At 58.7% G+C, this 13631-nt stretch carries 11 protein-coding genes and 1 tRNA gene; 8 read left to right on the forward strand and 4 right to left on the reverse strand.

The annotated features are described in order from the left end of the window. Nucleotides 1-31 precede the first annotated feature (31 nt). A tRNA-Val gene (locus ACFSR7_RS32360) sits at nt 32-107 on the reverse strand. Between the two features lie 636 nt (nt 108-743). Continuing rightward, nucleotides 744-1478, reverse strand: coding sequence for an MBL fold metallo-hydrolase (locus ACFSR7_RS32365; protein WP_378168809.1), 735 nt, complete (start codon nt 1476-1478; stop codon nt 744-746). 175 nt (nt 1479-1653) lie between these two features. Between ACFSR7_RS32365 and ACFSR7_RS32370 the strand changes: the two genes are divergently transcribed. The 3 genes from ACFSR7_RS32370 (at nt 1654) to ACFSR7_RS32380 (ending at nt 3084) form a co-directional block, all read left to right on the forward strand. Then, nucleotides 1654-1875 (forward strand): hypothetical protein, encoded by a 222-nt coding sequence (locus tag ACFSR7_RS32370; RefSeq protein WP_378168764.1) that lies wholly within the window; start codon nt 1654-1656, stop codon nt 1873-1875. 211 nt (nt 1876-2086) lie between these two features. Then, the gene (locus tag ACFSR7_RS32375) at nt 2087-2662 is read left to right on the forward strand and encodes a stalk domain-containing protein (RefSeq protein ID WP_378168766.1); all 576 of its coding nucleotides are present in this window, start codon (nt 2087-2089) and stop codon (nt 2660-2662) included. 131 nt (nt 2663-2793) lie between these two features. Continuing rightward, complete coding sequence (locus tag ACFSR7_RS32380) at nt 2794-3084, forward strand: DUF1292 domain-containing protein (RefSeq protein WP_090115327.1); 291 nt, start codon at nt 2794-2796, stop codon at nt 3082-3084. 77 nt (nt 3085-3161) lie between these two features. Here ACFSR7_RS32380 and ACFSR7_RS32385 read toward each other — a convergent pair whose 3' ends face one another. After that, entirely contained in the window at nt 3162-4631 is a 1470-nt protein-coding gene (locus ACFSR7_RS32385) for an aminotransferase class I/II-fold pyridoxal phosphate-dependent enzyme (RefSeq protein ID WP_378168768.1), read from the reverse strand. Nucleotides 4632-4906: 275 nt separating this feature from the next. On the opposite strand from ACFSR7_RS32385, the gene ACFSR7_RS32390 reads away from it, so the two are divergent. Together ACFSR7_RS32390 and ACFSR7_RS32395 are read left to right on the forward strand one after the other, a co-directional pair. Beyond that, entirely contained in the window at nt 4907-6091 is a 1185-nt protein-coding gene (locus ACFSR7_RS32390) for an MFS transporter (protein ID WP_378168770.1), read from the forward strand. Between the two features lie 210 nt (nt 6092-6301). Continuing rightward, nucleotides 6302-9307: an efflux RND transporter permease subunit gene (locus ACFSR7_RS32395; RefSeq protein ID WP_378168772.1), complete on the forward strand. Its 3006-nt coding sequence runs from the start codon at nt 6302-6304 to the stop codon at nt 9305-9307. A 121-nt stretch (nt 9308-9428) separates the two neighbouring features. Here ACFSR7_RS32395 and ACFSR7_RS32400 read toward each other — a convergent pair whose 3' ends face one another. Continuing rightward, nucleotides 9429-10070 (reverse strand): YktB family protein, encoded by a 642-nt coding sequence (locus ACFSR7_RS32400; protein WP_378168774.1) that lies wholly within the window; start codon nt 10068-10070, stop codon nt 9429-9431. A gap of 179 nt (nt 10071-10249) precedes the next feature. Here ACFSR7_RS32400 and ACFSR7_RS32405 point away from each other — a divergent pair, with 179 nt between their 5' ends. The 3 genes from ACFSR7_RS32405 to gndA all read left to right on the forward strand — a co-directional run bounded on the left by ACFSR7_RS32405 (nt 10250) and on the right by gndA (nt 13461). Next, nucleotides 10250-10846: a hypothetical protein gene (locus ACFSR7_RS32405; protein WP_378168776.1), complete on the forward strand. Its 597-nt coding sequence runs from the start codon at nt 10250-10252 to the stop codon at nt 10844-10846. Between the two features lie 391 nt (nt 10847-11237). Continuing rightward, nucleotides 11238-11906, forward strand: a complete 669-nt coding sequence (locus ACFSR7_RS32410; RefSeq protein ID WP_378168778.1) for an SGNH/GDSL hydrolase family protein — start codon at nt 11238-11240, stop codon at nt 11904-11906. A 139-nt stretch (nt 11907-12045) separates the two neighbouring features. Beyond that, nucleotides 12046-13461: an NADP-dependent phosphogluconate dehydrogenase gene (gene gndA / locus ACFSR7_RS32415; protein WP_378168780.1), complete on the forward strand. Its 1416-nt coding sequence runs from the start codon at nt 12046-12048 to the stop codon at nt 13459-13461. Nucleotides 13462-13631: the final 170 nt, after the last annotated feature.

The raw sequence follows: 13631 nt of genomic DNA on the forward strand, positions 1-13631 counted from the left end.
TGCAACGCAAGGCTTCTGTCATAATAAAGTATGGTGATCTGAACAGGGATCGAACCTGTGACCCCTACCCTGTCAAGGTAGTGCTCTCCCAGCTGAGCTATCAGATCGTATCGGAATCGGAAGGACTTTTATATAATAGCAAGATAAGCTATCGAAGTCAACAACTTATTTCGTTAAAATTTTCGCCGCTTCGGGATGATTCGCCCAATCGCCGCGTAAACTGGGAATACCGGCAACTAAGGCTAGTATGGACAGAATCGGAGGCGCTTCCCGGGAATGGACAATATCCCGTTGTTAACGCTATGGCTCGTCTTGCTGTTCGGGCTGATCGGCACGGTACTGATTGCGGTCGTACGGCTGCTCGATCGCGAAGGATAGAAGCGGCACAATCGGTACAGACTGGGGATATCCGAGAGAAGAAAAGAGGAATCCCCGATGAACGTTCGCAAGCGGGGCCGCGCTCGCTGTGCGGCCAGGTTGTTGATCATTGCCGGAGCTTCTGCATCGATTGCCGGCTGCAGCCTGCTTCCCAAGCCGGAAGATACGGCGCCCGTGTTAACGACCGTCTATGCGCCATCCGTAGAGCATGACGTCTATTCGTCGTTGTCGCCTTCCCACTTTTTGGAGTAGGCTTTTTTCGTTACCCATATCGTCAGCCAGATAATGATGGCTACGATGATTGCAGCCCCGATCCACAAGCCTGTCAATGTTGATCTCCTCCTTCTAACATGAAGCGTTGTATGCTAAAAGCTGTACAAGCGGTGTTGTTCGACGAACTTCATCTCGCCACTGCGGCCGACGTAGGCCGGCTGCGCATCCCCGTAATGCATTAGATAGATTCTGCGCTGCAAATCCTCAGACAGCGTCAACAGCTGCGGAAGACAAGTATGTACGACGCCCGGCGGCTCCAGCTGGCAGTCGTGGAATATCGTCTTCACGCCGCGTTCGGCGACAAGCTGCCGGAGCAGCTCGGGCTCGAAAATCATGTCGGACGAGTAGAAGAAGGACGGTCCGAATAAAATGGAGTAACTTAGCTTTCCCGGGATATGCGGCGTACGCAGCAGCTCTGCGGTAAGTCCGGGCAGTACCTCGTAAGGCGTTTCTTCCCGCAACGGCCGGACGTCGAAATAATCGGCCAGCGAGAGCAAGCCTTCTTGCTCGAGTCCGCCCCGAAGCGAATGCTCCCACAGTATGCCGGTCAGCGAATCTGCGATATATAAAGGAATCCGTCGTTTGAACTGAAACTTTAGTTGAAAGGCGAGCTCCTCAAGTCCGCCGACATGATCCGCGTGAATATGGGTGATCAGCACGCCGTCGAGTTCCGGCAGGGCGATGCCGAGCTTGTGCATGGCCACATGCGCGGTCGTCCCGCAGTCGAGCAGGAGCTTCTTGCCCCCCGCGTAGACGATGGCGTTGTTATTGTAAAATTCCTTGGCGAACGCGCTTCCGCAACCCAGCATCCGAATATCCATCAGCAGCCTCCCGTGACCAGCCCCTACGAGCACCCGACCGTAAATTCTAAATTACTGTACCATAATTTATGAGGCAGCAGAAGATATCAATTCCCATACCGGACCGTCAGTGGCGTCCGGGCTTTTGCATGCATAAATTATTCTGGCGCTCCGCACACGGCCGCCGGGGGAGAAGCGCGAGATGAGCAAGCCAGCCAGCCAGACCAAAAGCGCTAAAGGCGGAGCCAAGAAAAAAGTGCACGCCGAGCATGTCCAGCCGCAGATGAAGGTCGTCTTGTCGGACGTATGCGCAGTATGCAAGACGCCGTGCGCGCGAGGCATCGCGTACCTCGAACGGATGTCGAAGCCGGGCGCGCTCGGCAAGGGCGTCCCTTGCGTCCTTACGCTTCCCAAAAAGGGGTGAAGCGAACGGGGAAATAAACGGAAGGGGAGAGCATTTCCCGGGCAACCGCATATTCCGATCCGTCCTGCCGACAATTCGGATTATCGGTCGAATCGTCCCGAAACTTTAATCTCTCCCCTTACCGCAACTTTTGCGAACGGCAGTGGTATATACGTTTACATACAACAAAAATATCGTTTGTCAACTTGCGGCGAAATCGGAGGGATAGGTAATGAAGCTGCGCAGGCTTCTGATATTGACCGTCGCGCTTTCCCTGGTCGGCGGCTCCGCCATATACGCGGACACGATCGTACAGAAGGTGCGGATCGTCATCAACAAGCAGGAGCTGGACGACCAGGGGATGCTTGAGGACGGCAAGGCTTACGTAGGCGTCCGCAGCCTGGCTGATATTATGAAGGCGCTCGTCATCTGGGACGACTCGTCCAAGAAGGTGTCGATCGTCAAGCCGAACGTGCACATGTTTTTGATGGACGGCAGCAAGCCGTTCGGAGGCGTGGAGCGCGGCAAAAAGAGCTTTAAGGTATTTTCGCAGGTGGACAATCTGAGCGTGTCGATCAATGCGTTCAAAGTGACGATCGCCGATCCTTACGGCGACGAAAAAGAAATCGAGACGCATACGAGCAAGGAAAGCGACTTCCCCACGGACAAGGATAACTTCTGGTTCACGAGCGGCGACTATGCTTATAACTTCAGCAGCGTGGGCAAGTACACAATCCGTTTCTGGATGAGGTCGGCCGACGGCGGTTCGTATCAGGTTGTGTCGGAGAAGACCGTATTCGCCAAATAAGCCGCGCCAGTCGCGGAATGTGCAAGGGCCGCGGACTTAGGAACGCGGCTTTGTCGCGTCGTTTGACCCGGTAGTGGGTTAGTGATAGGATAGGGCGAAGACTAATTTAACCGATGAACGGAGGTTCTCCCATGAGCGATCATGTTCATGACGAAAACTGCGATCACGAGCACGATGAAGCCGTATTCGTCGTGACCGACGAGGATGGCAACGAGCACGAGATGGTGCTGGTGTATACGTTCGAGAGCGGGGATCAAGCTTACGCTGTGCTGCTCGACCGCAACGATCCTGACGACGACGGCGTCATCTTCCGGATCGAGGAAGACGGCGAGGACGAAGTCCTGGTCAACATCGAAGACGATGAAGAATGGGAACGCGTTATGAAGGTGTACGAGGAGCTGGCCGCGCAGGAAGCGGACTGACCCTCGCACAAAAAAGCCAATCCGTTCAAATGGGCGACGAAGCCGTCATTTGAAGGATTGGCTCTTTTTATGTCCGATTAAGAGATGGCGGTCTCCTCGACGATGACTTTGACGAACTCGACGTTGCGGTCTTCGGGACCCTTGACGGGCAACCCGACCTCCAGGTGATCGACGATGTAGTCGATGTTGTCCTGTGAGATGACTTCGCCCGGCAGCAGGATCGGAATGCCCGGCGGATAAACGTAAATGAATTCGGCGATAATCCTGCCCGCCGACGCGCGGAACGGCACGATCTCCGTCTCGCCATAGAAAGCGTCTCTGGGCGTAAGGGAGAGATGCGGAATCTGCGGGATCTCGACGACCAGCTCCTTGATCTCGCCTTTGCCCATATAACTGTCGGAGAGCTCGCGCAGGGCTGAGAGCAGGATGCCCATCGTCGTATCGTCGTCGCCCGGCGTCACGAGACACAAAATATTGTACATATCGCTCAGCTCGACCTCGATCCGGTGCTTGTCCCGCAGCCAGTTCTCCGCGTCGTAGCCGGTGATGCCCAGATGGCGGACATGGATCGTCAGCTTGGTCTGGTCGTAATCGAAGGTTGCTTCCTCGCCCAGAATATCCTCGCCGAAGCAATACAGTCCGGGGATCCCGTTGATCTCCGCTCGCGCGCGCTCGGCTCTTGCAACTGCGGTTGCGGCCAGCTCGCGGCCGTTTATCGCCAGGTGACGCCGCGCCGCGTCGAGCGAGGCGAGCAGCGGGTACGAGGTCGACGTCGTCGTCAGCAGGCTCAGAATCGTCTGCACGCGCTTGACGTTGACGAGTGCGCCTCTGACGTTGAGCACCGAGCTCTGCGTCATCGAACCGCCGAGCTTGTGCATGCTCGTCGCGGCCATATCGGCGCCGGCCGCCATCGCGGACAGCGGCAGCTCGTCAGAAAAGTGAATGAGCGCGCCGTGCGCTTCGTCGACGAGCACCGGGATGTCATACTCGTGGACGAGATCCACGATCTCCTTCAGGTTGGCGCACACGCCGTAATAGGTAGGATTAATGACGAGCACCGCGGCCGCGTCGGGGTGGCGCTCGAGCGCCCTGCGGACCGACTGGGTCGTCACGCCGTGATCGATTCCCAGATTGCGGTCGCGCGCGGGCGACAGAAAGACGGGCCGCGCACCGGCGAAGATGATCGCCGACAGGATCGATTTGTGCACGTTGCGCGGAACGATGATCTTGTCGCCGTTGCCGCATACGGACAGGATCATCGCCATGATCGCCGTGCTGGTGCCCTGTACGGAGAAGAACGTCGCGTCGGCGCCGAAGGCGTCGGCGGCGAGCCGCTGCGCTTCGAGAATGACGCTCACCGGCTGGTGGAGGTCGTCAAGCGGCGCGATATTGATCAGGTCGATGTCCAGAACGTTCTGGCCTACGAAGCTGCGGAATTCGGGATCCATGCCCGCGCCCTTCTTGTGGCCGGGGATGTGGAACTGGACGGGATTGCGTTCCTTGTGGCGCAGCAGCGCATCGAACAAGGGCGTGCGGGAGTGGTCCACTTTAGCCTCACTGCCTTTCAATGCCGAACATAGATTGCGAACAAGCATGAGTATAGCAAAACCGCGGGGGATTGCAACCGTTGAAACGCACCGTCGGAACAAGCTGCGGGAGCCCGCCGCGCATGCCGGGGACGCGCGGCGAGCCGTCACCAAAACGTCATGCGCTTTCATTTGGAACGGTCCGGGTGTTGTGCTACCATATGAGGTAAAGAGGAAGGCCGGCTCCCGATCGATTTCGGGCGCGGGTCTTTAATAGGGTTAAAGGAGAAAAAGACGTGAAAAGCAGGCTGATCATCGTAGGACTTATGTTGTTCACCGTATTCGTGGGATTCGGCATCATCATACCGATCCTGCCGCAGCTGGTGACGGACGCCAGCCCGGAATCGGCGAACTGGCATACGGGCGGCATGCTGTCGCTTTACTCGTTCGTGTCGTTCCTGCTGTCTCCCGTATGGGGCGGCATATCCGAGCGGATCGGACGCAGGCCGGTCATCATGATCGGCGTACTCGGGTTTGCCGTCAGCTTCCTGATTTTCGGACTCGCGGACGGAAACCTGTGGATCATGTACGCGTCGCGGCTGCTCGGGGGGTTGTTCTCCGGCGCGGTCACGGCATGTATCGTCGCTTACGTCGCGGACATTACGTCCGAGGAGAACCGGACGAAGGGCATGGCCGTCGTCGGCATGAGCATCGGCATGGGCTTTACGTTCGGCCCTTTTATCGGCGGGGAGCTGAGCAATTTGTTCTCCTTGAATACGCCGTTTTTCGCCGCGGCCGCGTTGTCACTGCTCACGTTTTTCGCCGCCTGGCTCAAGCTGCCCGAGTCGCTTACGGCGGACAAGCGCGAAGCGGCCAGACTGCAGAGGCGCGAGTCCCGCTGGACCGCCTTTCAAGGACCGCTTAAGCAGCTGTACGTGCTCGCCTTTTTTGTCACGTTCTCGCTGGCCATTTTGGAAGGCACGCTGCAGCTGTACGGCATCGACAAGTTCGACGTCACGCCGCGCAAGATCGGACTCATGTTCTTCTTCTGCGGCCTGGTCGGCGCGCTCGTGCAAGGCGGGATCGTGCGGCGGCGCGTCAAGCCAGGGCAAGAGAGCCGCTATATCGCAGTGGGGCTTGTCATCTCCGCGGCGGGTTTTTTCCTTCTGCTGACGGCCCAGAGCTGGATCGCCGCTTCCGTCTACCTCTGCATTTTCGGCGTCGGCAACTCGCTCATCAAGCCTTGCGTCACTTCGTTGATTACGCAAAAGACGACCGTCTCCCAAGGCGTCGCCTCCGGTCTCAGCTCCTCCATGGACAGTCTCGGCCGCATCGTCGGTCCGCTGCTCGGAGCCGCGCTCCTGTCCGCCCAAGCCGGACTCCCTTTTATCGTGTCCGGTCTGCTGTCGCTTGGCGCGCTCGGCCTGCTCGCCGGTTACCGGAGCTCCGACCGCGCCTCGTCGCGTTCGCAGCAAGCCTGACCGCGCTTTGCTGGCGTACGATGGTTCCAACCGCCTCCTTGGGGGCGGTTTTTTTGCGCTCAGGAAGACATTGGAAGCGGCCCGGGTCCGATTCCGACTAAGACTTAAGTCGGAGAGAAGGTCCGGTCTCTGGCCGTTGTTGCCTGCGGTCCCTTCTCCTTTATGCTTGATCGTAGCTGATGCAAGCAAGAGGAGAGGGGCTATTTTAACGTGAGTTCATTTATTCAAGGCGTATTCAAAAACAAGGCGGCGATCGTCATTTTGGTCGTCATGACGCTGGGCCTGGGCGTCTTCAGCTATTTTAAGCTGCCCATGGAGTTTCTGCCCGAAGCCGACAACCCGCAGGTGACGGTCAGCGTTATCGGTCCGGGCTACAACACCGCCACCATGGAACGGGAGGTGACGGACCCGCTCGAGCAGGCGCTGTCCGCGATCAAGGGCAAGACGAGCATGCTGTCGACTTCGGGAGACGGATACGCGCAGGTCAATCTGAACTTCGATTCGAAAACCGACATGTCGGAGGCGAAAGCCGAGGTCGAGAAGGCGTCGGCAGCCGTGCAGCTGCCCGAGCGCGTATCGAAGCCGTACGTCATCCAGTACAACACGTCGATGATTCCGATCTCGTTCCTGTCGCTGACATTCAAGGACGGCCTGAGCGATGCGGAAAAGGCCAAAGCCGAAGCCCGCGCGGTGGATGCCTTCCGTGCGATCGACGGCGCAGGCCAGGTTCAGCTGTCGGGCAAGTCGAGCCCGAGCATCGTCATCACGCCCAACGCTGCAAAGCTCGCAGCCAAAGGCGTGCCGGCACAGGCTTTGTACGGGGTATTGCAAGGTCGCACCGCGTCGGCATCGGTCGGCGCGGCCGTGCTTGACGGCGAAGCCGTCAACCTGAACGTGAGCGCCGAGCTCGGCAGCGCGGAGGACGTCGCCAAGCTGCCGGTGGCGCCGGGCGTGAAGCTGTCCGACGTCGCCAGCGTGGCCCAGTCCGACGAACAGGAGAGCGTGAGCCGCATCGACGGCAAGGACGCGCTTATGATCGTCGTCTCCAAAGGCGCCAACGCGAATGCCGTCAGCGTGGGCAAGGAAGTCGCGAAGACGGCCGACCGGCTGATGGAAGAGGACGGGAGCATGGAGCTTAAGGTCATCATGAGCACCTCGGACCAGGTCGTTCACTCCGTGAACAGCATGATGCGCGAAGTGCTGATGGGCGCACTGTTCGCCACCGTCGTCATCCTGCTGTTTATGCGCAACCTCCGCGCTACGCTCGTCACGATCGTTTCGATCCCGCTGTCGCTCGGTTTGACTTTATATCTGCTCGATCTGTCGGGCATCAGTCTCAACATTCTGACGCTGGGCGGCGTGGCCGTCGCCGTCGGACGGCTCGTAGACGACAGCATCGTCGTTATTGAAAATATTTTCCGCAGGCTCCAGAAGGAGAAATTTTCCGTCTCGCTCGTTATCGACGCGACCAAGGAAGTGTTCACGGCGATTACCGCTTCGACGCTCACGACGGTGGCTGTATTCCTGCCGATGGGACTGCTCCGCGGCTCGCTGCAGTCGTTCCTTCTGCCGTTCGCCTTGACCGTTACTTATTCGCTGCTGTCCTCGCTGCTCGTCGCGCTGACCGTTATCCCGCTCATGAGCGCGGGACTGCTCAAGCGTTCCGAGATCAAGGAGCACCAGCCTTCCAAGCGTTTCGGCGGGTTCCTCGAATGGAATCTGAGACACAAGTGGCTGCCGCTGCTCGTCGCGCTGTTTCTGCTCGTCGGCTCGATCGCGACTTACTTCAGTCTGCCGAAAGGCGCGATCGACTCTTCCGACGCTTCGAGTGTCAGCGTGCAGCTATCGTATCCACAGGATACGCCGGTCGCCGACGTGCTCGAGAACGGCAAAAAGCTCGAGGCGTTCCTCCTGAAGCAAGAGGGCCAAGAGTGGGTCAACATGGACATGGGCAACAGCGGGGACGCCGCCATGTACGGCAACGTCAAGTCGCCTACCCGTGTTGACTATACGATTCAGATGAAGCCGAAGGCCGACGCCGAAAAAATCATCGAGTCGGTCAAGAACGAGCGCGCGAGCTATCCCGGCGCCGAACTGACCGCATCCGCAGGCTCGCTCATGTTCGGCAGCGGAGGCAGCCAGGTATTCGTCGACATCGTCGGCGACGATCCGGAAGCGCTGACCAAGACCGCCGACCTTGTCATGGGCAAGATCAAGCCGATTAAAGACGTGCTCAAGGTCGCAAGCAATCAGCAGGAACGCAAAACCGTCTATACGCTGCAAGTCGACCCTACGGTCGCAAAGGCATCGGATATCGTATCGCAGCTGCAGGGCATGCTGAACGCGGTGCCGCTCGGCAACGTCGTCAAGGACGGCCAGCTGCTCGCCGTTTCGCTCGAACCGCTGCTCGTGCCCGGCTCTTCCGCCGCACTGAACGATCTGACCGTAGCGACGGACGAAGGTCCGAAAAAGCTGTCCCAGATCGCCGAGTGGGTCAAGAGCGACCAGCCGACGGAAACCTACCGCAAGGACGGAAAGACGTATGTCCGCGTCAGCGCGACGGTAGAGGCGGCCCAGCTGTCGATCGTCGGCGGCAAGATCTCCGAAGCGATGAAGGATATCAAACCGGCAGACGGCGTGAAGCTGTTCGTCGGGGGCGCGTCCGCCGACCAGAACGCCGACTTCGCGAGCCTGTTCATGATGATGCTCATCTCGATCGGCATCGTCTATCTGATCATGGTGTTCACGTTCAAGACGCTGCGGGCGCCGCTCGCGATCCTGGCCTCGATTCTGTTCGTGCCGATCGGCGCCGTGCTCGGCTTGATCGTCACCGGCGTGACGCCCGACTTTACCGCGATCTTCGGCGTTGTCATGCTGATCGGCATCGTCGTCACGAACGCGATCGTGCTCATCGATCGCGTCAAGAAAAACGAGGCAAGCATGCCGATCCGCGAAGCGCTGATCGAAGCGGCGGGCACACGGATGCGTCCGATCCTCATGACGGCGATCGCTACCGTTTGCGCGATGCTGCCTCTGGTGTTCGGCACGTCGGAGAGCGGCAGCATCGTGTCGCAGAGCCTCGCCATCGTCGTCATCGGCGGCCTTGTCGTCGCGACGCTGCTGACGCTGGTCCTCGTGCCGTGCGTCTACGAGCTGCTGCACTTCCGCAAGGCGAAGCGCCAACGGCGCGCGGCAAGCCAGGCGGCCGCAGCCTGATTCCCTGCGAGCGCAAAGAGAAGCCTCTCCGTCCGGAGAGGCTTCTCTTGTCTCGTTCGCTGTTTGGCTTTGGCGAATTTTGGTGTATGAATGAGTATGCGGGTGACGGTCGGGGCTTCCTTTAGAAGGACAGCTGGTACAGCGGCAGCAGCCGGCGGAACGTATCCTCGGCCGTCCGCAGCAGACTGTCGGGACTCAACAGGCGTTCGTCGCCGCGCGCGATATGGAGGCCGCAGGTGATCTCCGCCGCCTTGACCGTTCTGAGCCTGGCCAGCCACTCGGTCAACGATTCGGCAGAGAGCTCCGCATGCGGCACCCCGTTCGGCAGCGTATGGTCCTTGGACCACACGAACGAAGCGGGAATCGATGCGCGGATCGAATCGAGCTCTTCCGCCGCGCGTTCCGCGAACACCGTTTTGTTGCCGCTTTCGTAGATGATGGCGAACTGAATGAACAGATGCGTGGACCACAGTCCGACCTGAAAATGAGGATGCGCTTTGTAGCCGCGGGGGTGACGCGACCACGCGACCCAAGTATCGTTCGGTGGATTGACCGACCGCCTGGCGTGCTTGGCCACGTGCGGATACATAGGCTCCGCGCACAGTTCGGCCAAATAGGGGGCCAGCGCGTTCCCGAGACCCTCTAGCTTGGGCCTGACCTGCCGGATGATCGCTTCCATCCGTCCCTCAAGACCCGGGACGGTCATGGCGCCGAAGTCCGAATCCGTAAAACCCGCGAATCCGGCGTTTAGTAGTGTGGACATGCTAGTCACCTCTTGCGGCAAATTTCGGTTGCTATTTTGCCCTCACTATACCGGAAAATAGTCAAGAAACCAAGTTGCCATAACATAAGATGAAGTATAAGATAAGGGTAAGAACAAATTATCTGAACATTCGGTCAACAACTCGATCGCTGCCCATATCGCAGGAGGGGGGGATGGCCGTGAACCGCAGCCATGAAGTCGAATATTGCAACCTGGAGCTTCGATTCGATCGCGGACAGATTCAGAGTTTGATTCGGGATTTGATCCAAGAAGGCTATTCCCTGTACTGGAACGAGAGCGAGTCGTATTTTCTCGTTTCCGTCCGCACGGGGAGGAGACTGCTGAAGCTGCGTTTCCAGCGAACCAGCGGACGCTACAAGATGGTCGGGGATTATTTGGTCAAGGACGAGAAGTTCGCGCTGTGGCTGGAAAAGCTGATCAACGATTCGAGAGGCCATGCCGTCGTCAAGCGTTTTCGCGACCGTCACTTGTTGATAGAGAATATTATGTTCGGCGAAATCATACGTCTCGTGGAGGTGTCAGGCATGGAGCATCGAATTATATTCCAGAAGCGCCCTCAGATCACGGTAGAAGATATGATTCAGGCTTACAAATCGAGGCGTGCCGAGCAGCGCGCGGGCGTGCTGCGGCTTGAGATCGACTACGAGCTCGCCGTTCTGCACGAAGCGATCCAGTCGGGCGACGCGGAGGGCGTCGAAGCCTCCAAGGCCAAGCTCGCATCGATGAGGGTCGAGAGCCTTCAGCTCGAGCTTTAAGTTTCTCAAACAGGCTGTAAAAATAAAGACGGGATGAAGCGGGCTTGCCCCTGCTTCGTCCCGTTTTGCGTTTTTGACAGCTATAACTGGACCTGCGTTGAGTAAGGCACAACAGCAGGAGATCCGTCGATTATGGCCTGCGCGATAGCCATCGCCTGCACTAGGGAGGGGATGCGCCGATTATGGCCTTGGCCTTAAAGCCCCCAAGCGAAAAATCCCGGCTGACATCCCCCTCCAGGCGTCATTTTTGCGACCGAAATGAAGGATTGTTGTTGTCCTGCGACGCATCAACGGGTTAAAATGTGGGATGGCAAAGAAGACATGGAAATGAAGGCGGGACATCGAGCGCGTACATGGATGCCATGGGGCGAATCCGGAGGAGGATATTCGAATGAAGCTATCTTCAAATGACAAGCTGGTCATGATCGGCGACTCGATTACGGATTGCGGACGGGGCCGACCGTTCGGCGAAGGATTGGGGGCCGGGCTTGGCACCGGTTATGTCTCGGTAGCGGCGGGACTGCTGCAAAGCATTTATCCGGAGCTTGCCGTGCGGATCGTCAACGTCGGCACGAGCGGGCATACCGTTCGCGATCTCGCAGGACGCTGGCAGACCGACGTGCTGGACTTGTCCCCGGACTGGGTATCGGTCATGATCGGCACGAACGACGTCTGGCGTCAGTACGATCAGCCGTACATCAAGGAGTCCCACGTATACGCGGAAGAATACGAGGAGACGCTTAGCGAGCTGGTCGAAAAGACGATTACGCACGTAAAAGGAATCGTGCTCATGACGCCGTTTTATCTCGAGCCGAACCGGAACGACGCGATGCGCACGACGATGGACCTGTACGGCGGCATTGTCAAGCGGATCGCGGAAAATCACGGCACGTTGTTCGTCGATACGCAGGCCGCGTTCGACAAGATCCTCGCGCACGTCTATCCGGCGACGATCGCTTGGGACCGCGTCCATCCGAGCGCGACAGGCCACATCGCTTTGGCGAAGGCGTTCCTGGACGTGTTAGGCTTTTCCTGGGACGGCGCCGCCCGGGTAGAATAGTCTCGAAAAGCGCGATCCGGCGCCGTTTTTCGCGGGTCGGGTCGGCCGGTTTTCATCTTCAGGCAAAAAGAGTACAATAAGGATTGGCTGAAAACGCGCAGAAAAAACGGCTTAACGGCTTGGAGAAAGGAATCGGAATATGTCTAATGCAAATATCGGCGTCGTCGGCATGGCCGTTATGGGACGCAATCTGGCGCTCAACATCGAGAGCCGCGGCTTTACCGTAGCCGTCTACAACCGTTCGCGGGAGAAGACGGACGATCTGATCAACACGGACGGCAAAGGCAAGAACCTCGTGCCTACATACACGGTCGAGGAGTTCGTGGCTTCGCTCGAGAAGCCGCGCAAGATTCTGATCATGGTTCAGGCCGGCTCCGGCACGGACGCAACGATCGAATCGCTCGTGCCGCACCTGGATAAGGGCGACATCATCATCGACGGCGGCAACGCCTATTTCCCCGACACGCAGCGCCGCAGCAAGGATCTGACCGAGCGCGGCTTCCACTTCATCGGCACCGGCGTATCCGGCGGCGAAGAGGGCGCGCTCAAGGGCCCGTCCATCATGCCGGGCGGTCCCGAAGAAGCGTACAAGCTGGTCGAGCCGATCCTGACCGGCATCTCCGCCAAGGTTAACGGCGATCCATGCTGCACGTACATCGGTCCGGACGGCGCGGGCCACTACGTCAAGATGGTTCACAACGGCATCGAGTACGGCGATATGCAGCTCATCTGCGAAGCTTACCAACTGCTGAAGGATGTCCTTGGTGTACAGCCGGACGAGCTCCACGAGATTTTCGGCGAGTGGAACAAGGGCGAGCTCGATAGCTACCTGATCGAGATCACGACCGACATTTTTGCTGAAAAGGACCCGGAGACCGGCAAGCCGATGGTCGACGTCATCCTGGACTCCGCCGGCCAGAAGGGCACGGGCAAATGGACGAGCCAAAGCTCGCTCGACCTGGGCGTGCCGCTGTCCATCATCACGGAATCCGTCTTCTCGCGCTTTTTGTCCGCGATGAAGGAAGAGCGCGTCGCCGCCAGCCAAGTGCTGAAGGGACCGGCCAAGACGGCGTTCGCCGGCGACCGTGCCGCGTTTATCGAGAGCGTGCGCAAGGCGCTGTTCGCCAGCAAAATCTGCTCCTATGCGCAGGGCTTCGCCCAAATGCGTGCCGCTTCCGAAGAGTACAACTGGAACCTGCAGTACGGCAACATCGCGATGATCTTCCGCGGCGGCTGCATCATCCGGGCACGCTTCCTGCAGAAGATCAAGGATGCTTACGATCGCGATCCGAGCCTTCGCAACCTGCTGCTCGACGAGTACTTCAAGGACGTCGTCGAATCTTACCAGGACGCATGGCGCGAAGTCGTCTCGTCGGCCGTCAAGTTCGGCATTCCGGTACCTGCTTTCGCGAGCGCGCTCGCTTATTACGACAGCTACCGCTCGGAGCGTCTGCCGGCCAACCTGCTGCAGGCGCAGCGCGATTACTTCGGCGCGCACACGTTCAAGCGGCTGGACAAGGAAGGCACGTTCCACCACAACTGGCTGCACAACTAAGCGTGAAGCCCGCATAGCTCTCTACAGGACGGCCGATCGAGCCCATCTAGTCCGGGACTCCTTCGGCCGTCCCTGCGATATGCGGTCGCGAGAGACTTCGGGTAGGAATGCGCCGAATATGCTATGATGAGGGGCGAGGCGTCCGCCAGTCATCTTGAATCGAAAAAAGA

Source organism: Cohnella sp. GCM10020058 (assembly GCF_042683485.1).
In the GTDB taxonomy this organism is placed as follows: domain Bacteria; phylum Bacillota; class Bacilli; order Paenibacillales; family Paenibacillaceae; genus Cohnella.

Bases quoted from the DNA above. Each gene is read 5' to 3' on its own strand.
- ACFSR7_RS32370 (WP_378168764.1), top strand. From the start codon at position 1,654: ATGAGCAAGCCAGCCAGCCAGACCAAAAGCGCTAAAGGCGGAGCCAAG.
- gndA (WP_378168780.1), top strand. From the start codon at position 12,046: ATGTCTAATGCAAATATCGGCGTCGTCGGCATGGCCGTTATGGGACGC.
- ACFSR7_RS32400 (WP_378168774.1), bottom strand. From the start codon at position 10,070: ATGTCCACACTACTAAACGCCGGATTCGCGGGTTTTACGGATTCGGAC.
- ACFSR7_RS32380 (WP_090115327.1), top strand. From the start codon at position 2,794: ATGAGCGATCATGTTCATGACGAAAACTGCGATCACGAGCACGATGAA.
- ACFSR7_RS32375 (WP_378168766.1), top strand. From the start codon at position 2,087: ATGAAGCTGCGCAGGCTTCTGATATTGACCGTCGCGCTTTCCCTGGTC.
- ACFSR7_RS32410 (WP_378168778.1), top strand. From the start codon at position 11,238: ATGAAGCTATCTTCAAATGACAAGCTGGTCATGATCGGCGACTCGATT.